General features: G+C 72.4%; 18 protein-coding genes, 1 tRNA gene and 2 pseudogenes. 9 read left to right on the forward strand and 12 right to left on the reverse strand.

The window, feature by feature from the left end; translation table 11 throughout:
• Window positions 1-331: 331 nt before the first annotated feature.
• Window positions 332-505, reverse strand: a complete 174-nt coding sequence (locus AB8M62_RS04280) for a hypothetical protein (RefSeq protein WP_369068740.1) — start codon at window positions 503-505, stop codon at window positions 332-334.
• Between the two features lie 29 nt (window positions 506-534).
• Between AB8M62_RS04280 and AB8M62_RS04285 the strand changes: the two are divergent.
• The 3 genes and pseudogenes from AB8M62_RS04285 to AB8M62_RS04295 form a co-directional block, all read left to right on the forward strand.
• A pseudogene (locus AB8M62_RS04285) lies at window positions 535-960 on the forward strand (transposase family protein); the annotation flags it as partial.
• A gap of 690 nt (window positions 961-1,650) precedes the next feature.
• The gene (locus AB8M62_RS04290; RefSeq protein WP_369068741.1) at window positions 1,651-2,295 is read left to right on the forward strand and encodes a hypothetical protein; all 645 of its coding nucleotides are present in this window, start codon (window positions 1,651-1,653) and stop codon (window positions 2,293-2,295) included.
• Between the two features lie 161 nt (window positions 2,296-2,456).
• Entirely contained in the window at window positions 2,457-2,855 is a 399-nt protein-coding gene (locus tag AB8M62_RS04295) for a hypothetical protein (RefSeq protein ID WP_369068742.1), read from the forward strand.
• Between the two features lie 270 nt (window positions 2,856-3,125).
• Here AB8M62_RS04295 and AB8M62_RS04300 read toward each other — a convergent pair whose 3' ends face one another.
• The 4 genes from AB8M62_RS04300 to AB8M62_RS04315 all read right to left on the reverse strand — a co-directional run bounded on the left by AB8M62_RS04300 (window position 3,126) and on the right by AB8M62_RS04315 (window position 5,819).
• Complete coding sequence (locus AB8M62_RS04300; RefSeq protein WP_369068743.1) at window positions 3,126-3,701, reverse strand: hypothetical protein; 576 nt, start codon at window positions 3,699-3,701, stop codon at window positions 3,126-3,128.
• Window positions 3,702-3,733: 32 nt separating this feature from the next.
• Window positions 3,734-4,900, reverse strand: a complete 1,167-nt coding sequence (locus AB8M62_RS04305; RefSeq protein ID WP_369068744.1) for an MAB_1171c family putative transporter — start codon at window positions 4,898-4,900, stop codon at window positions 3,734-3,736.
• The gene (locus tag AB8M62_RS04310) at window positions 4,893-5,231 is read right to left on the reverse strand and encodes an ImmA/IrrE family metallo-endopeptidase (RefSeq protein WP_369068746.1); all 339 of its coding nucleotides are present in this window, start codon (window positions 5,229-5,231) and stop codon (window positions 4,893-4,895) included. The genes AB8M62_RS04305 and AB8M62_RS04310 overlap by 8 nt, the downstream gene beginning before the upstream one ends.
• A gap of 177 nt (window positions 5,232-5,408) precedes the next feature.
• Entirely contained in the window at window positions 5,409-5,819 is a 411-nt protein-coding gene (locus AB8M62_RS04315) for an XRE family transcriptional regulator (protein ID WP_369068771.1), read from the reverse strand.
• A gap of 371 nt (window positions 5,820-6,190) precedes the next feature.
• Between AB8M62_RS04315 and AB8M62_RS04320 the strand changes: the two genes are divergently transcribed.
• From AB8M62_RS04320 to AB8M62_RS04330, 3 genes and pseudogenes are all read left to right on the forward strand, one after another.
• A complete protein-coding gene (locus tag AB8M62_RS04320) occupies window positions 6,191-7,219 on the forward strand; it encodes a VldE C-terminal domain-containing protein (RefSeq protein WP_369068747.1) in 1,029 nt (342 codons plus the stop codon).
• A gap of 73 nt (window positions 7,220-7,292) precedes the next feature.
• Window positions 7,293-7,502, forward strand: a complete 210-nt coding sequence (locus AB8M62_RS04325; RefSeq protein WP_369068748.1) for a DNA-binding protein — start codon at window positions 7,293-7,295, stop codon at window positions 7,500-7,502.
• A gap of 59 nt (window positions 7,503-7,561) precedes the next feature.
• Window positions 7,562-8,554 (forward strand): annotated as a pseudogene (locus AB8M62_RS04330) (site-specific integrase); the annotation flags it as partial.
• 218 nt (window positions 8,555-8,772) lie between these two features.
• Here AB8M62_RS04330 and AB8M62_RS04335 read toward each other — a convergent pair.
• Window positions 8,773-8,845 (reverse strand) — tRNA-Lys (locus tag AB8M62_RS04335).
• A gap of 108 nt (window positions 8,846-8,953) precedes the next feature.
• Between AB8M62_RS04335 and AB8M62_RS04340 the strand changes: the two genes are divergently transcribed.
• Both AB8M62_RS04340 and AB8M62_RS04345 read left to right on the forward strand, forming a co-directional pair.
• A complete protein-coding gene (locus tag AB8M62_RS04340) occupies window positions 8,954-10,012 on the forward strand; it encodes a LacI family DNA-binding transcriptional regulator (protein WP_369055102.1) in 1,059 nt (352 codons plus the stop codon).
• Window positions 10,013-10,074: 62 nt separating this feature from the next.
• Window positions 10,075-10,623, forward strand: coding sequence for a hypothetical protein (locus tag AB8M62_RS04345; protein WP_369055101.1), 549 nt, complete (start codon window positions 10,075-10,077; stop codon window positions 10,621-10,623).
• Between the two features lie 29 nt (window positions 10,624-10,652).
• Here AB8M62_RS04345 and AB8M62_RS04350 read toward each other — a convergent pair whose 3' ends face one another.
• The 4 genes from AB8M62_RS04350 to AB8M62_RS04365 form a co-directional block, all read right to left on the reverse strand.
• Window positions 10,653-11,906: a glycoside hydrolase family 32 protein gene (locus AB8M62_RS04350; RefSeq protein ID WP_369055099.1), complete on the reverse strand. Its 1,254-nt coding sequence runs from the start codon at window positions 11,904-11,906 to the stop codon at window positions 10,653-10,655.
• Window positions 11,903-12,718 carry a carbohydrate ABC transporter permease gene (locus AB8M62_RS04355; RefSeq protein ID WP_369055160.1) on the reverse strand — a complete coding sequence of 272 codons (816 nt, stop codon included), beginning with the start codon at window positions 12,716-12,718 and terminating at the stop codon, window positions 11,903-11,905. The genes AB8M62_RS04350 and AB8M62_RS04355 overlap by 4 nt, the downstream gene beginning before the upstream one ends.
• An 80-nt stretch (window positions 12,719-12,798) precedes the next feature.
• Window positions 12,799-13,749 carry a carbohydrate ABC transporter permease gene (locus AB8M62_RS04360; protein WP_369055097.1) on the reverse strand — a complete coding sequence of 317 codons (951 nt, stop codon included), beginning with the start codon at window positions 13,747-13,749 and terminating at the stop codon, window positions 12,799-12,801.
• Window positions 13,749-15,140 (reverse strand): ABC transporter substrate-binding protein, encoded by a 1,392-nt coding sequence (locus AB8M62_RS04365; protein ID WP_369068749.1) that lies wholly within the window; start codon window positions 15,138-15,140, stop codon window positions 13,749-13,751. The genes AB8M62_RS04360 and AB8M62_RS04365 overlap by 1 nt, the downstream gene beginning before the upstream one ends.
• A 197-nt stretch (window positions 15,141-15,337) precedes the next feature.
• Between AB8M62_RS04365 and AB8M62_RS04370 the strand changes: the two genes are divergently transcribed.
• Window positions 15,338-16,624, forward strand: a complete 1,287-nt coding sequence (locus AB8M62_RS04370) for an APC family permease (RefSeq protein ID WP_369055159.1) — start codon at window positions 15,338-15,340, stop codon at window positions 16,622-16,624.
• A 144-nt stretch (window positions 16,625-16,768) separates the two neighbouring features.
• Here the strand turns inward: AB8M62_RS04370 and AB8M62_RS04375 are convergent, their stop codons facing one another.
• A complete protein-coding gene (locus tag AB8M62_RS04375; RefSeq protein ID WP_369068750.1) occupies window positions 16,769-17,830 on the reverse strand; it encodes a nucleotidyl transferase AbiEii/AbiGii toxin family protein in 1,062 nt (353 codons plus the stop codon).
• A complete protein-coding gene (locus AB8M62_RS04380) occupies window positions 17,827-18,492 on the reverse strand; it encodes a type IV toxin-antitoxin system AbiEi family antitoxin domain-containing protein (RefSeq protein WP_369055092.1) in 666 nt (221 codons plus the stop codon). The genes AB8M62_RS04375 and AB8M62_RS04380 overlap by 4 nt, the downstream gene beginning before the upstream one ends.
• Window positions 18,493-18,590 lie beyond the last annotated feature (98 nt).

Consider the following 18,590-nt stretch of genomic DNA (forward strand, 5'->3'; position numbering starts at 1 on the left):
CGCCGGGACCAGAAACAACCACCATCATGAAGTCGTTGTCATTAGCGCAGTGAGCGAACGATCGGGTCAGGAGTGGAAGGCGCTGAGGCACGCCGGGTCTGAACGAGACGATGGAGGCGACCAAGCCCTATTCGCCTTACCCACCTGGACCCTGCGTGCTCACCTATCGTGCCAGCCTCGACGTCCCCCGCGCCTTGGCCCAAGCCGTCGCCCAGTTGCTGCTCGCCTACCGCGTCGTATCTGGACCCGCCAAGGCCGCTGCGTTCTGGGCTGCTTCGCCCAGGCGATTCTGCTGTTGCGGTTCATGCGCCAGCGCGCCATGATCGCCGAATCAGCCCGCGACAACGGTGTCAGCCTCTCCAGCGCCTACCGATACCCGCACGAAGCCCTCGACGTGCTCGCCGACCAGGCCCCTGACTTGTCCGATGTCGTCGACGAAGCGGTGCACGGAGGAACCGAGCACCTCCTGCTGGACGGCACCCTCATCGACACCGACCGAATCCATGACCGGACCGGCCGCCGGGCCGGTGGTACTCCGGAAAGCACCGCCAGCACGGCGGTCTGGTGCAGGTCGTCACCGACGCTGACGGGCGGCCGGTGTGGGTGTCACCGGTCGAGCCCGGCTGCACCCACAAGCTGACCGCAGGCCGCCTGCACGCCCTGCCCGCGCTCTACCGCGCGGCTCGCGCCGGTGTACCCACGCTGGCCGACAAGGCCTGCACCGGCGCCGAGGCCGGCATCTGCGTGCCCGTTCGACGCACTGCCGGCGGGCATGTTGTCGACCTCGGCACGCGCAACTGGAACCGTTACGTCAACGCCGAGCGCGCCTTCATCGAGCATGGCATCACCCACCTGGAGACCGGCTGGCGGGCCCTGCGCCGCGTCAGCCTGTGCCCGTGGCGCATCAGCGCGATCGTCGCTGCACCCCTAGTCTTGAGCAGGCTGAAGAACCGTTACTGACAAAGCCTCAGTGCCCAGCTCGACGGTACGGCTGTAGTCGAATTTGCCGCACTTGGCGGCCCGGGAGAGCCGAACCCTTCCATAGGAAGCCGAAGAGCGCGAGCAGGCCGATGCCCAGGTTGAGATCGGCCAGGACCAGGATGAACTAGCGCGGCTGCGGCTTGGGCAGGGTGTCCGGCGGGGAGCTCGCGGGCCGGTGGTCGAGGAGAGACATGCAGCCGATCGTGGCCGGGGCGCACCCGCAGTGACGGCGCTGCAGGCCAGGTCACTCATGCAGTTCACCGATATTGAGCCGAGCGGGCGAACGGCAGAGACGTCGAAGAGTCCCGCCGCGACGGCGGCGAGGGGCGTTGGTATAGGGCTCGGGCGGCGGGCTGGCGTCCACGCGGCGGTAGGTGCGCTCGTCGTGGTGCACCGTCGGCTCCATGGCGACTGCGACGTCGCTCAAGATGCCGTGGCAGCGGCGACTGACCACCAACTGGCGCCGGGATAGCTGGGAGGCCGCCTTAGTGGCACCGAGGGGCTAGCGCCCAGTGCTGTCAGACCACTAGCTGGGCACTGGCACGATCTTCCGGGCTCTTGTGGCCCTTGATGGTGTCCTCTAAGGCGGTCCTCTCGCTCAGCGTGACGACACCGAGAGTGGCTACAAAGAGCGCAAAGGGTGACTATTTCGTGAGTAGAGTTGGGTGCGTGATAGGAGAGTCCTCGCTGATTCGGATCACAGTTGGCGGGCAGGAGCCTGCCGCTGACCCGGGCTGGCTCCAAGTCGTCCTCGAGTCGCCGCTACTTGTGGCACTGATCGGTTTAGGCGCCGGTCTGCTCGGCGGCGGCTTTCAGCGCCGGTGGGCCCGCAAAGACCGGGAGAGGACCGAGGAGCGCGCCGATCGGGCATTCTGGGCGACTGAGCGGCACAAAATTTACGCAGGCTTCGTCAACGGCATAGGCGGGACGCTCAACGGGTTGGAGGAGACCCTAACATCCTGGAACGGCTCCAACGACGTGGGCGCCAAGCCCTTCGAGAAGTCGCTGTTCGATCCCGCCTATGAGCACTACAACCAGATGATCATCCTGGCCGGAGACGAGATTACCGAGGCGGCCAGCGACCTGATCGCCGCCACCCAGCACCTAGCGCTGGCCGTGCCTGGCGACATGGACATCCTGCCCGGCAGCTCCCCGTCGGCAGGCACCAGACAGGAGTGCCTGCGCCAGCACAAAAAGCTATCTGATGATCTTCAGGAGTTGCGCGACAAGATGGTCGCTCAGCTGGGCATCACCCCGCGCCGGTCCTGGCGAGAGCGCGAAGCGCCGCCCGCCTCAGGATCCAGCACGGCATGATTAGCGCTGTGACAGTAGTCAGCGACCCGACATGGCTCACGCTGCTCGGCAATGGGGGCGTCGGCGTCTTCCTAAGTGCCGCCGTGGCGTGGGTTGTGGCGCGAGCGGGCCGGGGCCGGGAGGATCGGGCGGCGTGGCGGGAGATGCGCCACGAGGCCTACGTGGAGTTGCTGTCGGCAGCGCAGGACACGTTGCGCACTTGCGCCGACTACGCCCGGGTTATCTCTCCTCAAGTGGGGAAACCAGTGCCTACGGCGCAGCAGGTGCAGGCGACCTTGGAAGAGCTACAGCGGCTGATCGATGGGGTCAAGCTCATGGGGATTGGCTCTGTGCACTACACCGCCACCTTCCTCGGTACGGACTTCTACTGGGCAGTGCGGCATGCCGACCGGGGAGATGGACGCTTGGTCGAGTCACGGCTCAAGCGCGCCCAAGTCAACATAGGCGTAATGGAGCGGGCTATGCTGGACCAGTTAGGTCTTAGTGAGCCGCGCATCACCGTGCGCCAGCAGGTCAGGTGGCGACTGCGCCGGTTGACCGCTCTGCATCGAGATGCCTGACTCAGCACTAGTCCGACTTGTGGAACTTGCCGGTTGAACTGCCTGGGCACCAGTATTTGGTGATCCGAACCGTCATTAGCTTCGAGTGGAAGGGGGGTACGTCAATACGGAACGTACTTTCGTCGCACACGGCATCGACCACCTGAAGACCCGCTGGGGGCCTTGCGTCGGGTCAACCTGTACCCGTGGCGCATCTCTGAGATCGTTGCCGCAGCCTTGGTCCTAAGCCAGCTCGAGAACCGCTACCGACAAAGACTTCTTGCGTGCGGACTAAGAAGCCATGGCCACGGCTGCGGCCGCCAACGCGACGCCGCCCGCGCTGCCCATCGTCACCTGACCCCAGGTGTGTCGCTGTAACTGCCACCGGGACCAGGCGGTGGCGACCACGAGCGGGATCAGGAGCGCCAAGGCGGCCTCGAGTGCAACGAGGACCGTCACCGATGCCGAGAGCACGAGGGTGTGCATGGAAATCTTCCACCAGCGGGAGATGACCGCACCGACGGCGACGCTTGCCAGCATCAGCCCGGTGAAGACCTGAGTGGCCGTCGTGGCACCCAGCCAGCGCACCAGCAGCAGCGATGTCAAGACGCAGCCGACCGCCAACGCCAGCAGGAGCGGGCGATCTTCGCGACGACTGACGTGGTGGTCCTCATAGCGTCCGGTCCGGACACCGCGGGCGACGACGGCATAGGGCACGCCAGCGCTCAGCACCGTCACGAGCAGGCCGAGCAGCGCACCACGCCACCACGGCGTCGTGGTCATCGCCCCGACCAGCGGCGGCATCACCGCCGCGCAGATCCACGGCGCGAAGACTTCGCTGACGATCGTCGCCACGCGGGTGGCCACCGATCGATCCTCGGGTCGACGAGGTGCCTCGATCACGCCGGGCTCCAAGCGACTGCTCGTGCCGGCCTCGACCGGGTCAGCGTCCGGTACTCCCTGGCCACGTTCGACAGCCACTCAGCCTCCCGATCGATGTCGTCAGCCACCGTGGCTGCAGCCGGCCCGGCGACCGACTCGGGAACCGCAGCGCCACGCCGGGCCGCAGCGACGGCCCGGGCGAGTCGGCGCGCCTCAGCAGCTGGCGCGGTCCGGGTACGACGTGACGGCGCGTCCGCGTAGGCGCGCAGGGCGAGCCGCGCGTCATGGATCTCGATGACCCGTCGGTAGAGCCGCCACCGCACGTCCAGCAGCGAGATCAGTTCTCGCGTCGGAGGTCGGGGTCGCTCCAGGGCGACGTGCGGCACCACCTCCGTCAAGTCGCTCCACAGCGGGTAGAGCTGGCGCAACCGGGCCCGGGACCGCGACCACTCGTGCACAGCGCGGCTGGCCTCACTGACGGCCGGCCAGCTCACCGCGGCCACCGCCAGGAGCGCTGCCACTGAGCCGGTCACGAGGCAGCCGATCCGCGTGCTCGCCACCACCCCCGGCCAGCCGGCCAGCAGTGCCACCTGGCCGGTCAGGCGCAGCACGACGTACCCGAGTCCCACTGCTGCACCGGCGGCCAGCGTGCGCAGGCCAGTGTGCAGGGAGCCGCTGGTGCGGCGCTCCAGCCGTGACCAGGCGGTCAGCACGTCGGCGAAGCACCACCCCAGGAAGGCGGTGAAGGTGACGACGAAGACCGCGACCAGGGGCTCGCCGCCGTAGACGACGAGGTAGTCCGCCGACGTGTCATGGGTTGGCGCCAAGGTGAAAGCCGCCAGGAGCACGGCCAGTGCGGCCAGCAGCGCCTGCACCCGCCGGCGGAGCCGCACGCGGGGCTGCTGCGCCGGTTCGGCGGCGAAGAGGAAGATGCATTGCGCCGCCACGGCCGCGACCATGAGGAACGCCCGGCCGACGAGGTCGCCGATGTGCGGGACACCCGTCAGCGCGTACAAGGCTCGCTCTCCGGGGAAGGTGAGCGCCACCGCGGACGCGGCGAGTGTGACGACGGCGGTCGCCACCGCGCGGCGGCCGGCGTCCACGCCGGGCAGAAGCTCGCGCAGGCGCGGCAGGGCCGCGAGGCAGAGCGCGAGCGTGACGACGCTGGACAGCCGCTCAGACACGAGCCGCTCCGAAGCTCCGCGCCAGTGCCCTCACTTCCTGTGACGAGCCGGACGAGGAGGGAGCGGACGCCGGCATGCGCTGGAGCACCATCGAGGCGAAGACCTCGGCCTCCCGCTCCTCGGCGGTCGAGTAGGAGCTGCGCTGCAGGACCCGCTCAATCGTCGAGGGGTCGACGTCCGGCAGCAGACGCGCGGCGACGTCACCGGCGAGGACGTCCGGCCCGCCGTGGTCGAAGACCACGTGCGCGAGCTCGTGGGCGAGGATGTGCCGGCGGTGCAGCCCGCTCGTGCTCTCGTCGACGAACACGTAGTCGGCGGTCGCCGTCGACACCCACGCGCCGCAGGGGCCGGCCGTCCGGTGGGGGAGCACGTGCACAGGGCGGCCACGGACATCGGCGACCGCGGTCGTGAACGCGTCCACGCTGAAGGTGTCGGGGAGGGTCAGGTCGCGCAGGCGTGCTGCGCAGCGGTGCCGGAGCGCCCGGAGGCTCACGGCTGCACCGTCCTCTCAGTCCTGGTGCTCCTCGGTGGCCCGCTCCGGCAGACCCTCGAGCTCACGCACTCGTTCGATCATCTCGGCGATCGTCGACAGGCTCTCGCTGCTCAGGCCCGAGGCCCGCAACGCGACCCTTCGTACGTCAACGTCGCGCAAGGTCGCAAGTAGAGCCAGTTGATCGTCGACCCGGGCGGCCAGCGCGTCGTCGAAGAAGTAGCCCGGGGGAACGCCGAAGAACGACGCCAGCGCCTCCAGGTGACGCATGGTGGGGTTGTCGCGCTTGCCGTTGCGCAACATCCACAGGTAGGCCGCGGAGATCGTCGGCCCGCCCGCCTCCCGGATGGCTGTGGCGACGTGCTCGTAGGAGTACTCGCCCTTCGCCGGCCGCACGGTGCGGAAGAGGTGGTCGACCTTGGCCGCCAGCGGCCCGGCCGGTGCCGCACCCGCACCTGTGCTGTCAGCCGCGCCGTCCCCCTCCGGGCGCACGTCCGCCACGAGCCGTCCCCTCCCGTCTGTGCCGTACCTTGACATCTGTTCACAAGGGACTAGCCTTCGAGGCATCCCGTTAACTGGTGTAAATGGCAGGTCGGATCGACCGCTGACGTGCTGATCCGTGCGTCGAGCCGCAGCACCTGCCCCTGTCCCGTCCACGCCGGTACGCCCCACGCCGTACCGGCCACCGCCGTACGCGGTGCAGAGGCCAACCGTAGCCGTGAGGGGAGTGGTGGCTCATGAGGTCCGCGATCACCGGGCTCCTGGCGCTCCTCTGCGGCACGGTCCTCATCGGTGGCGCCATGTCTGACGCTGACGCGCAGGCCGCTGTGGCGCCGGGTCAGGCGCTCGAGGTCGAGGCGCTGCCCGACGCGGCGCTCATGTGGCTCGACGCGCTGGAGTCGGCACGCGCGGCCTCGTGCCCTGAGCTGCCGCTCACGTGGCTGGTCGCCCAGGTGCAGGTCGAGTCCGGCTGGAACTCGCGCGCCGCCTCCTCCGCCGGCGCCGCCGGCCTGCTGCAGGCGATGCCCGGCACGTGGAGCGCTGCCGGTGGAGGGGTGGGCTGGCCGGCAGGCGGCCGCCCACCGGCGGAGCACGACGTGTGGGACCCGCGGCGGCACTTCAGCGTCGTCCTGCCGTGGATGTGCACCAACCTGCGCGCCATGACCAGGCACATGCAGGCCACCGGCAAGGGCGTCAGCCCTCTCGACGCCATGGCGGTGTGCCACATCGCGGGTTGCTCACGGGTGACCGGCTCGGCCACGGGCATTCCCGTCGCCGGGGAGGCGGGGTGCGGCGCCGGGTGCGCCGACCAGGTCGCCGCGTACCTGGAGGCGATCCACCGTTACCTGGACGAGTTCACCGCCGAGCCGGCCACGGTGGGCGGCGGAGCCGCGACGGCCTTCGCCGGCCGTTCGGCCGATTGCACGGTCCCCGACCCCACCGGCACCGGCGGGTGCGTCACCGCAGCCACGAACTGGGGCGTGCAGCAGATCTGGGCGACGTTCGGCAAGCGGCCCACCTCCTGCTGGGACGCCCACGCGTGGAACCCCACCTCCGACCACCCGCAGGGCAAGGGCTGCGACATCACCTTCGGCAAGCTGGGGAAGTTCCCCGGCGGTGCTGAGGTCACCGCCGGCTGGCAGCTGGCCACGTGGCTGCAGGCCAACGCCGCTGCGCTGCACGTGAAGTACGTCATCTGGCAGGGGCGCATATGGTCTGCGGGCCGGGACGACGAGGGCTGGCGCGCCTACACCGGTGGTGGTGTCTACGACGCCGACAGCGCCACCGGCGGCCACTACGACCACGTCCACGTCTCCTTCACCGACTGATGCGCCACGCACGCCGCCCGCGCCGGACCGGTGTCCGCGCCATCCTGAGCAGCACCCCGACGGGAGAGGACCGATGAGCCGCCTCCAGCTGGACCTGGACCAGATCCGCACCCTGCCGCCCGTCGTCGACGTGCCGACCGCGGCGGCCGTCCTCGGGATCGGGCGCACCGCCGCCTACGAGCTGATCCGCACCGACAGCTGGCCCACGCCCGTCGTCCGGCTGGGCAAGCTCATCCGGGTTCCCACCGCACCGCTCCTCGACCTCGTCGGGGTGCGGCGGTGAGGAAGGGGCACATCTCCCAGCGCCACGGTCCAGCGTGCCCGCGCGACGACCGGGGCAAGATGCTCGAGCACCGCTGCCGCGGCACGTGGAAGTTCACCGTGGACTTCGGGCGACGCGCCGACGGCGGGCGCCGGCAGATCACGCGCTCGGGGTTCACCACCAAGCGTGACGCGCAGCGCGCTCTGGACGAGGAGATCGACCGCCAGCGCGCCGGAGTGAGCCACGAGCCGACGCTGACCGTCGGGCGGTTCTTCGAGCAGTGGCTGGCTGGCAAGCGGAACCTGCGCGAGACCACCCGGCGCAGCTACGCGATGCATGTGCGGCTGTACCTGGCGCCCGCCCTCGGGCACTACCGACTGCAAGACCTGCGGGCCGATCACATCGACGCTCTCTACGCCGATCTGCTCGACGGGCGGTACACGAGGGCCTCCGCCTCGACCGTGCACCACGTGCACCGCACGCTGCGCTCGGCGCTGAACACCGCCGTCAAGCGCCGTCTGATCCCGTGGAACCCGGCGGTGCAAGTCGAGCTGCCCGAGCACCGCGCGGCGCGCAGTTCCGTGTGGGAACCGCAGCACATCGCCACCTTCCTCGACACCACCGCCGAGCACCGGCTCTCCGCCCTCTTCCACCTCATCGCCTTCACCGGCATGCGGCGCGGTGAGGCCATCGGGCTGCACTGGCGCGACGTCGACCTCCAGCGCGCGCACGTCGTCGTCGCCTGGCAGATCACCGAAGGTGACGACGGGCCTCGCCTCGGCGCGCCGAAGACCGCAGCCGGGTCGCGCGTCGTACCCATCGATCCGCTGACCGTCGACGTGCTGCGCCACCACCGCGCCGCACAAGACGCCGAGCGCGCCGCGTGGGGCCAGGCATGGGTCGAGCACGGGCTGGTCTTCACCCGGGAGAACGGCGACCTGCTGCGTCCCGACGTCGTCACCCACACCTTCCGCACGCTCGTCGAGGCCGCGGGAGTGCCGCCGATCCGGCTGCACGACCTGCGCCACACCCACGCCAGCCTGGCGCTGGCCGCCGGGGTGGACATCAAGGTCGTCAGTGACCGATTGGGCCACTCCACCACCCACATCACGGCCAACCTGTACACGCACGTCGTACCCGCCGTGGCCCGCTCCGCGGCCGACGCCATCGCCGCAGCCGTCGCCTACACGCGAGACGCTCGAAGCGCTGATGTGGTCAGGACGTGGTCACGAGAAGCTGCGTTCACCGGTAAACGAGATCCACCTGACGGTGAAGTCGCAGGTCACCGCGGTGGGCCCCCAGGGGCTCGAACCCTGAACCCGCGGATTAAAAGTCCGCTGCTCTGCCAGTTGAGCTAGAGGCCCTCGGCCGCGCGCGGCCGCGCCCATCCTCGCAGACGGCCTCGCGCGGTGCGGGGCGCTCGTCCAACGACCGCCGACCGGCGCCTCACGCGAGTCAGGTACGGTCGGCGGGTGGCACGGAGAGCGACGTCGCAGGACGTGGCGAAGCTGGCGGGGGTCTCCCGGTCGGCCGTCTCGATGGTCCTCAACGGCCGCGGCGCCGGGAACATCGCCGCCGACAAGCAGGCGGCGATCCTGCGGGCGGCCGCCGAGCTGGACTACACGCCCAACTCCGTCGCCCTCAGCCTGCGCACCCAGCGCACCCGCACCCTCGGCGTCGTCACCGACGCCATCGCCACCTCCGCGTTCGGCGGGCGGCTGCTGGAGGGCGCGGCCCGCACCGCCGAGGACGCCGGGCACGTCCTCGTCGTCCTGGACACCCACCACGACGAGGAGCGCGAGCGCCAGGCGTTCCAGACGCTGCTGGACCGCCGAGTCGACGCCCTGCTGTTCGCCGCGATGACCCACCGCGAGTACGACGTGCCCGAGGTCATGCGCACGCTGCCGGCCGTCCTCGCAGACGCCTACGACCCGGCGGGGCGGGTCACCGGGTACGTGCCCGACGAGGTCGCCGGTGGCGCGCGGCAGGTGCGGGCGGTGCTGGACGCCGGGCACCGCGACGTCGTCGCCCTCGACGGCACCCCCGAGGTCGCCGGGCAGCACTACCGGGTCGTGGCCGCCGACCAGCGCGCGCAGGGGCTCGCCACGGCCGTCGAGGAGGCCGGGCTGGCGCCGCTGCGGCGGGTCGTCACCGGCTGGGACATCGCCGCCGGGCACCGCGCCGCCGTCGAGGTCCTCAGCCGTCCCGACCGGCCGACCGCGCTGGTGTGCGCGAACGACCGCGTCGCCGTCGGCGCCGTCCTGGCCGCCGCCAGCCTCGGGTTGTCCGTGCCGCGCGACGTGTCCGTCGTCGGCTACGACGACGACGAGAACGTCGCCCCCGTCCTCGTCCCCGCGCTGACGACGGTGCGGCTGCCGTTCCGGGAGATGGGGGAGCGGGCCGTCGCCCACCTCCTCGCCGAGCTGGACGGGGACGGCGACGGCGACGGCGCGGGCACCCCGGGGACGTCGCGCGTCCTGCTGGAGTGCCCGCTCGTCGAGCGCGGGTCCATCGCCCCGCCGTCGCGCTGAGCGGTGCGCCCGCCGAGCCGCCGGGCTGGACGCCCGCCGTCGCCCCTGGCTGGATGGGCCGCGTGCCGGACGTGACGCGCGAGGTCCCGCAGGTGCTGCTCATCGGTGGGCGCTCCGGGGTGGGCAAGACCAGCACCGCCCACGAGGTCTCGGCGCGGCTGCGGGCGCTGGGCGTCGCGCACTGCCACGTCGAGGGCGACAACCTCGACGCCGCGCACCCGAAGCCGGCCGACGACCCGCACGGCACGAGGCTCACCGAGGCCAACCTCGCCGCCCTGTGGGCCACCTACGCCGCCGCCGGTCACCACCGCCTGGTCTACGTCAACACCGTCAGCGTCCTGGAGCCCGACCTCGTCGTCCGGGCCGTCGGCGGCCGCGCGTCCATCACCGCCGTCCTGCTCACCGCTTCGGACGCGGAGGTCCACGACCGCCTGCGCGGCCGCGAAACCGGTTCGGAGCTGCAGGCGCACGTCGAGCGCAGCCGCCGCGCGGCGGCGCTGCTGGAGCAGCGGGCCCCCGCCGGCACCCACCGGGTGAGCACCGACGGGCGCGGGGTCGCCGCGACGGCCGCGGTGGTCGTCGACCTCACCGGCTGGCGCGACCAGCGCTGAGGGAGGAGGCCTCCGACCACCGGGACGGATCAGCCCGGCAGGCCCAGCCGCCACCCGCGCACCGCACCGGGAGCGCGCACGACCCACTCCTCACCCCCGGTGGCGTACGCGCGCGTCGTCACCGGCGTCCCGCCGGCGAACACCTCCACGACGCTGCCGTCCACGAGGACCCGCGCCGGGCGCCCGGCCGCGGTCGGCGGCACGTCCACGACGGGGCGCTCGCCGTCCGGACCGGCCAGCGCCAGGTGCAGCCCGCCGGCGGTCTCCAGCTCGAACGCCCCCGGCGCGAGGCGGCCGCCGCTCAGGTCCAGCTCCTCCCGGCGCAGGCCCGTCAGCTCGGCGGCCGGCTCGGACGACACCACGTCGCCGTCCACCCGCAGCTCGCGGGGGAACGTCAGACAGCCCGCCCACCCGGCGCGGTCCACCTCCTCCTGCTCACGCAGCTCCCACGACCACCCCCACAGGAGGGTGCGGCCCTCGGCCGGCAGCGCCTGCGGGGCGTAGAACGCGGGCCCGTCGTCCAGCGGCCCGCCCGCCGACGGGCGGAACCTCGGGGCGCCGTCGGCCAGGTCGAGGTCGCCGGTCAGCCAGCTCACCCCCGCCAGGGCGTGCGCGCCGTCCGTCCACCGCCACAGCGAGAGCACGAGGACCCAGCGGCCGTCGACCTCGACGACGTTGGGGCACTCCCACACGTCCGCCTCGGCGTGCTTGGCGGCGACCGGGTCGTCGCCGGTGAGCAGTTCCCCGCACGGTTCCCACCGGGTCAGGTCGTCGCAGGAGAACAGCAGCAGCCGCGGCGTCCCGCCGGGGTGGCCGGCGCCCTGCACGGCCCAGCGGCGCCCGCCCGCGGTGAACACGAACGGGTCGCGCACGTGGCTGACGCCGGGCAGGTCGGGCATCGGCACGACGGCGCGCTCGTCCTGCGCCCAGGTGCGCAGGGTGCGGTCGCTGCGGGCCAGCACGACCTCCGAGACGCCCCCGGTGCCGGTGACGCCGCTGTAGACGGCGGTGGGGACCCCGCCGTCGTCGACGAGGCAGCCGGTCCAGCAGCCGGCCGCGTCCGGGCCGCCCTCGCGGGGCAGCAGCGCGTCCGGCTCGTCCTGCCAGCGCAGCAGGTCCGCGGAGCTGGCGTGCCCCCAGCGGATCGCGTCGTGCACGGGAGCGGCGGGGTTGTGCTGGAAGAACACGTGCCAGCGGCCGTCGACGCGCGCCAGGCCGTTGGGGTCGTTGACCCAGCCGCGCGGCGGGCGCACGTGCAGGGCGGGGAGGTGGGGATCGATCACTTGCCGGCTCCAGCGGTGAGGCCCTCGCGCAGCGGGCGCTGCCCGAGCACGAAGACGACGAGGGCGGGGACCATCGAGACGACGACGCCCGCCAGGACGGTGGCCACGCTCCCGGTGCCCAGGTTGCCCTGGAGGGTGACGAGGCCGAGGGGGAGGGTGAAGTTCTGCTCGCTGACCGTCAGGATCAGCGGGCGGAAGAACTCGTTCCAGTGGTAGTTGAACGCCAGGATCCCGACGATCGCCAGGCCCGGCGCCGCCAGCGGCGCGTAGACGGACGTGAACGTCCGCAGCGGCCCGGCGCCGTCGATGGCCGCGGCCTCGCCCAGCTCGCCGGGCAGGCCGAGGAAGTACTGGCGCATGAGGAACGTGCCGAACGCGGTGGGCACCGCGGGCAGCACCAGCGCCAGCAGCGTGTCGGACAGGCCCATCCCGCGCACCAGCACGAACACGGGCACGATCGTCACCTGCAGCGGCACCATCATGGTGGCCAGGACGACGGCGAACAGGGCGCCGGAGCCGCGGAACGGCACCCGGGCGAACACGTACCCGGCCAGCGCCGCGGTGACCATCTGCCCGATCGCGCACAGCGCCGTCACCAGCACGCTGTTCCACACCAGCAGGCCCAGGGCCACCTGGTCGACGACGTCGCCGTAGGCGCCGAACCCGGCGCCGGGGGAGCCGTCGGCGCGCACCGACAGCGACGTCCACACCGTCCAGACGACCGGGCCCAGGGTGAGGGCGGTCGCCACCGCCAGGACGGCGACCCGGCCGGCGAGACCCGGGGTCAGCGCACGGGAGGGGTTGCGCCGCAACGGCGGGCGCTGCGCGGCGGAGGGAGCGGTGACGTCCACGACCGGGACGCTGCTCGTGGTGGGAGTGCTCACGGCGGACCTCACTGGTAGAAGACGAAGCGGCGGCTGAGGCGGAACTGCACGGCGGTGACCGCGACGATGACGAGGGTCAGGACCAGGCCCACCGCGGAGGCGCGGCCGAACTCCAGCCGCTGGAACGCCGACTCGAAGATGACCATGACGGCCGTGCGGGTCGAGTCGCCCGGACCGCCGCGCGTCAGCACGTACGGCTGGTCGAAGACCTGCAGCGCGTTGATCATCGCCATGACGGAGGCGACGAGGACGGTCGGGCTCAGCAGCGGCAGCGTGATGTGCCGGAACCTGGCCCAGCCGGTGATGCCGTCCACCGCGCACGCCTCGTACACGTCGCGCGGCACGGAGGCCAGCCCGCCGACGAACAGCAGGAACGTGAACCCGAAGTTCTGCCACACGTACACCAGGACGATGACGGCCGTCGCGCCCGCGGGCGTCGTCAGCCACGGCACCGCGCCGACGCCCAGCGCGCCCAGGACGCCGTTGACGAGGCCGAAGTCCTCGTTGAACAGGTACGCCATGACGAGCGAGACCGAGGCCGCGGACAGGATGAGCGGGAAGAACAGCGCCGAGCGGAAGAACGCCCGCAGCCACGTCGGCATCCGCGACTGCACGAGGGTGGCCAGCACCATCGCCACGACCAGCTGCAGCGACACCGCCAGCGCCACGAACGCGAACGTGTTGAGGAACGCCACCCGCACCACCGGGTCGCGGGCGATGTCGGCGAAGTTCTCGGCCCCGACGAACTGCGGCGGGGAGATGATGTCCCAGCGGAAGAACGCCAGGACGAGGCTGGCGACGATGGGCAGCAGCGTGAACAGCGCGATGCCGCCGATCGTGGGCGCCAGGAACACCGCGGCCAGCAGGGTGCGGCCGCGCTGCCGGCGGCGCACCGGCGCGGGTGCGGGCGCCGCGCCCTCCGGGGGCACGGGGGCGCTGCGGGGGAGGACCGTGGCCATCACCGGCTCCTGAGGGCGAGCTCGAGGTCGCGCTGCATCGTCGCGAGGGCCGGTGCGACACCACCCGGCCGCGCCGTGACGGCGCCGACGACGTTCTTGACCAGGGCCGCCTCGACGGCGGCCTGCTGCGGCGGCGCGGGGATGGGGCCGGTGTCCGGGAAGCGTTCCAGCGTCTCGTGGAACACCTGCCAGTTGCGCGGGCCCGTGTCCGCGTAGAAGGCCGCGTCGACCAGCGAGCGGCGCACCGGGGTGGTGTCCGGTCGCGGGAAGGACAGCCGCATGCCCTCGGCGGAGGCGCAGAACTTGATCCACTCCCACGCCTCGTCCTTGCGCCGCGACGTGCGCAGCACCGCGTACCCGGCGGCGCCGAACTGGTGCCGCTGCGTCGTCCCGCGCGGGAAGTAGGTGACGTCGTAGTCGTCCGGGCCCATCCCCGCCTCGGCGAGGCCGTTCACCCAGAAGCCGCCCGCGGGCGTCATCCCGATGACGCCCTGCGCGAAGCGGGCGACCAGCTCGTTGCCGCCGCCCTGGGCGGGGGAGGAGCCCAGCCCCTCCGCCGTCATGTCGCGCAGGAACTCGAACGTGTCCACGACGGCCGGGTCCTCGGCGGTGGCCGCCGTCCAGCGGTAGCCGCCGCTGCGGCCGGCGGCGCGCTCGTCGCCGGCGTAGAAGCGGTCCCACAGCCAGTCCCCGCCCGGTGCCTTCGACTCGGCCAGGACGCTGGTGCCGTTGCTGTAGAGCCACGGCACGACGCCGCCCCAGAGGCGGTTGGTCCAGAAGAACGGCCGGAAGGCGCCGGGCGCCGCGTCGCGGGTGCGCCGGCACACGTCGAGGAAGTCCGCGTGGGTCCAGTCGTCCGCGGGGCGCCCGACGCCGGCGCGCTCGAACGCGGCGGCGCTGTAGTAGACGTTCGCGGCGTTGAAGTCCACCGGCAGCATGAACAGGTTGCCCTCGTACATGAAGGACTCCACCAGCGCGGGGTGCACGTCGGCGAAGTAGTCGCCCACCTCGTCGGCGTCGCGGGTGACGAAGCGGTCCAGCGGCTCGGCCAGGCGGTCGGCGAACAGCTGGGCGCCCTCGGTCGCCACGACGCACACGTCCGGCGGGGTGCCGGCGGCCACCATCGTGAGGATCTTCGTGAAGAACTGCGTCCAGTCCTGGCCCTGGACGGCCTGGATCCGCACGGGGATCCCCGGGTGCCGCTCGCGGAAGGCGTCGACGAGCTGCTGGCGGGCGGCGGCGTCCTGGGCGGTGCCGAGGATGGCGATCGTCAGCGCGTCGTCGCCGCGGCCGGGCACGTCGGCGCCCGTCAGGCGCCGCCAGGACAGCCCGGTGCCCACGGCGGCCGCCGAGGCGAGCCCGAGCATCGATCTGCGGGTGAGGTCGGCCATGCGGTGCTCCTTCGCATCCAGGGCTAACACGTGTCAGGAAGAGTGCAGCGGACACCTCACACGTGTCAAGTAGCAGTTCGGGCGATCACGTGACCCGCCACGCGCATCCCCGGGCCGATCACGGGGTACAGAGGCTCGTGACCTCCGACGCCCCCGCGCGCGACACGCCGCTGCGCCGCGCCATCACCGGCAAGCTGATGTTCCTGTTCATCCTCGGCGACGTCCTCGGCGCCGGGATCTACGCCCTCGTGGGCGTCCTGGCCGGTGAGGTCGGCGGGGCGATCTGGGTGCCGCTGCTCGCCGCGCTCCTGCTCGCCCTGCTGACCGCCGGCTCCTACGCCGAGCTCGTCACCAAGTACCCCAAGGCCGGCGGCGCCGCCGTCTTCGCCCAGCGCGCCTACCGCCGTCCGCTGGTCTCGTTCCTCGTCGGCTTCTGCATGCTCGCCGCCGGCGTCACCAGCGTCGCCGGGCTCTCGCTCGCCTTCGCCGGCGACTACCTCGGCGCCCTCGTCGACGTGCCCGCCCTGCCCGCGGCCCTCGTCTTCCTCGCCGCCGTCGCCGCGCTCAACGCCCGCGGCATCAAGGACTCCCTGCGCGCCAACGTGGTCATGACCGTCGTCGAGGTCGGCGGCCTGCTGCTGATCATCGCCCTGGCCGTCGTCGTCCTCGGCCGCGGCGACGGGCAGCCCTCCCGCGTGCTGGAGTTCTCCGCCGACCAGGCCCCGGCCGCCGGCATCCTCGCCGCCGCCGTCATCGCCTTCTACTCCTTCGTCGGCTTCGAGACCTCCGCCAACGTCGCCGAGGAGGCCGTCGACCCCTCCCGCACCTACCCGCGCGCCCTGTTCGGCGCGCTGCTGGTCGCCGGGATCGTCTACGTCGGCGTCGGCCTGGCCGTCTCCACCGTCGTCGCGCCCGAGGCCATCGCCGGCTCCGACGGGCCGCTGCTGGAGGTCGTCGCCGTCGCCGACGTCGGGCTGCCGCCGTGGCTGTACTCGCTGATCGCCCTGATCGCCGTCGCCAACGGCGCCCTGCTCACCGCGATCATGTCCAGCCGCCTCACCTACGGCATGGCCGACGAGCACCTGCTGCCGCGGCCCCTGACGCGCGTGCTTCCGCACCGGCGCACCCCGTGGGTCGCCATCGTCGTCACCACCCTCGTCTCGATGGCCCTCGTGCTCGTCGGCGACCTGGAGACCCTGGCCGCCACCGTCGTCCTGCTGCTGCTGTTCGTCTTCATCAGCACCAACGTCGCCGTCCTCGTCCTGCGCCGCGACGACGTCGGCCACCACCACTTCCGCGTCCCGCGGGTCGTGCCCGTCCTGGGCGTCCTGTCCTGCCTGGCGCTGATGACCCAGCAGCCCGGCCGGGTCTGGGCGTTCGCCGCGGTGCTGCTGCTCGCCGGCGTCGTCCTGTTCCTCGTCACCCGCCGCGCCTCGACCGTCGACGTGCGCGACGGCGAGCGCGCCGCCGCCGAGCGCCGCTGAGGCCCCGGCCCCGCTGGCGCTGACCAGCTCCCGCCGTGATCTTGCTGGGATTCCCTGCGAGATCACGGCGGGGAGGGGGACGACGGGAGCGCCGGTCGCTGTCGGCGTCGGTGGCGTGGCGTGGTGGAGCGCGGCGTACGAACGTCAGGTGCGGTCCGAAGCGCGTCCCCACATGCGGTGCACGTCCCGGGCCGCGCCGGCGGCGTCGATGCGGACGCGGCCCTGGTGGGCCAGAGCTGTCGTCCAAGCACTCTCGCCCGGCGGTGTGAAGGTGGGAGCTGCTCCCGGTCCGTGACGTGCGAACAGGGCGGCCGCCTCGGCGTCGAAGCAGCCGCTGATGCCCAGCGCCCACAGGTCGTAGAGGTCGCGAGGGGAGCGCCGGTCGTGCCAGGCGCTCAGCTTGCTCGCCACGAAGGCCGACGTGCTCAGCGTGGTCAGGGACGCGGCAGGGGCGTCGGAGTAGCGCTGGTGCAGGGCGCGCACCTGCCGGGGCCAGGGCGGGTAGGAGGCGCCGGGCAGCAACTGCAGACGGACCTGGACGTCCCCGAGGACCACCACGGCTGCCTCGGTGTCGGCCACGTCGCTGAGGCTGGGGCCTGCCCACGTCAGGACGCCGTGGGTGCGCCGGAGGCGGCGCCGGAGGACGTGCTCGACGGCAGCGGCCATCTCCCGACGTGGTGCGTAGCCGAGGAGGTCGATGTCCTCGCTCAAGCGGAGCGTGGGCAGGACGGTGCGCGCGAGCGCCGTACCTCCGATGAACACCAGGTCACCGTCGGGGCTCGCCGCGCCGTCGAGGGTGGACAGGGCGGCGAGCACGTGGCTGATGACGTGGTCACGGCGCACCTGATCGGGATCGGCGCCGAAGCGCTCGGCCACACCGGCGATCTCCTGCGGCCGCGGCGCGCGCGGGCGCCTGGTGAGTGCACGCCGCTGGCTCTCCTCGTGCTCGGCCCGGATGGTCTCCCCGCGCAGCAGCGCGGCGCTCAGACGCGCTGCCGCGGCGTCCTGACCGGCCTGACCCGCCTCCGCCTGGTCGCGGCGCAGGTGGTCGCGACCTGCGGCAGTGCTGGCGTAGGCGCCGGCCAGCTCCAGCCACGTGTCGTCCATCCATCCCGGCTCGTCCCACGTCACGTCCGTCCACCAGCCGTCCGCCGGCACGGCCCTCTCGTAGCGCAGCCGCAGCTCGGCGGCCTCGTCGGTGGTCACCCGTCGTCGCCGGTCCTGGTCGGGATCCTGCGACCGGCGTCCTCCCGCACCCGCTGCGCGCGCCGCAGCGCCGCACGCCCGCGCTGAGCACCGGCGAGCTCCCGCAGCAGGTCCTCGTCGCAGCGCGGCCACAAGCCGCGCACCGCGTCCCACGACTCGCCGGCGAGTCCGAGCAGGTCCGGGCGGCGGGCGAGGTCCAGCAGCGTCTGCTCCGGGCTCGTGATCAGGGCGGGCCCGAGGTCGGTGCTCACCAGCTGCGCGTCGAGGCCGTCGGTGTCGCGCTGGACGAAGTGCACCCGGGCGTCGTCGCGGTCGTCCAGCGTCACGGCGGGGTGCTGGCGGGGGACGGCGACGACCGCGCGCGCCAGCGCGCGCGGCACCACCCCCAGCAGTCGGGCGGCGGACAGGTGCATCAGCACGGGTACGCGCTCGCCGTACAGGGCGGTGGCCACTCCCGCGGCCAGCGCCTCCAGGCTGGGCCGCCACGAGGCCGGGGCGCTCTCGGGCACGGCGTAGTGCACGCCGCGGGCGGCCCGGCGCACCCTCCCCTGCGCGCGCAGGCGGTGCACCTGGACGGCGGGCTGGGTGTAGCGGTGCGCGAGGGCGGAGGTGGTGAAGGTCCGCAGAGGTGCGTGGGCGATCTCCTCCGGTAGAGCGGCCATCGACTCCTCCCGCTGCACGGCGCCAGTACTGAGCAGGTTAGCGCTTCGGATAAGCAGGCCGATACTCGTCGAACCGTCCCCTCCCTCCGTGAACTTGC

The sequence above is a fragment of the Kineococcus terrestris genome (genome assembly GCF_041020755.1).
Classification (GTDB): Bacteria; Actinomycetota; Actinomycetes; order Actinomycetales; family Kineococcaceae; genus Kineococcus; species Kineococcus terrestris.

Excerpts from the sequence above, each read along its gene's own strand:
- AB8M62_RS04280 (WP_369068740.1), bottom strand. The coding sequence starts at position 505 with ATGGATTCGGTCGGTGTCGATGAGGGTGCCGTCCAGCAGGAGGTGCTC.
- AB8M62_RS04320 (WP_369068747.1), top strand. The coding sequence starts at position 6,191 with ATGTCTGACGCTGACGCGCAGGCCGCTGTGGCGCCGGGTCAGGCGCTC.
- AB8M62_RS04325 (WP_369068748.1), top strand. The coding sequence starts at position 7,293 with ATGAGCCGCCTCCAGCTGGACCTGGACCAGATCCGCACCCTGCCGCCC.
- AB8M62_RS04360 (WP_369055097.1), bottom strand. The coding sequence starts at position 13,749 with ATGGCCACGGTCCTCCCCCGCAGCGCCCCCGTGCCCCCGGAGGGCGCG.
- AB8M62_RS04365 (WP_369068749.1), bottom strand. The coding sequence starts at position 15,140 with ATGGCCGACCTCACCCGCAGATCGATGCTCGGGCTCGCCTCGGCGGCC.
- AB8M62_RS04370 (WP_369055159.1), top strand. The coding sequence starts at position 15,338 with ATGTTCCTGTTCATCCTCGGCGACGTCCTCGGCGCCGGGATCTACGCC.
- AB8M62_RS04380 (WP_369055092.1), bottom strand. The coding sequence starts at position 18,492 with ATGGCCGCTCTACCGGAGGAGATCGCCCACGCACCTCTGCGGACCTTC.